A 276-nucleotide genomic window follows, 5' to 3' on the forward strand; every position below is an offset into this window, starting at 1 on the left:
GCCAACGCATTGGTCCAGCTTTAAAAGAACGTGGTCTTCTTCTTGTAGGGATTGACGTGATAGGAGATTATATCACAGAGATCAATGTGACATCTCCTACTGGAATTCGTGAAATTAAGCGTTTTAGTGGCACCGATATTGCTCATCTTTTTTGGGATGTTATTGAGTTTAAGCGTTCGAATTAATTTTTTTAACAAGAGCTAAAAGGTAATTTTATCAGAAAAATTATGAATATTGTTTTTTTATATTTGTTATGCTGCAAATGTGAATTAGAAT

Annotated in this window: 1 pseudogene; it reads left to right on the forward strand. The window is 33.0% G+C overall.

Annotated elements, in window-relative coordinates:
• Positions 1-185: pseudogene (locus tag ACFINO_RS11090) on the forward strand (glutathione synthase); the annotation flags it as partial.
• Between the last annotated feature and the right edge of the window lie 91 nt (positions 186-276).

The organism is Bartonella sp. AA83SXKL, assembly GCF_042196965.1.
Classification (GTDB): domain Bacteria; phylum Pseudomonadota; class Alphaproteobacteria; order Rhizobiales; family Rhizobiaceae; genus Bartonella.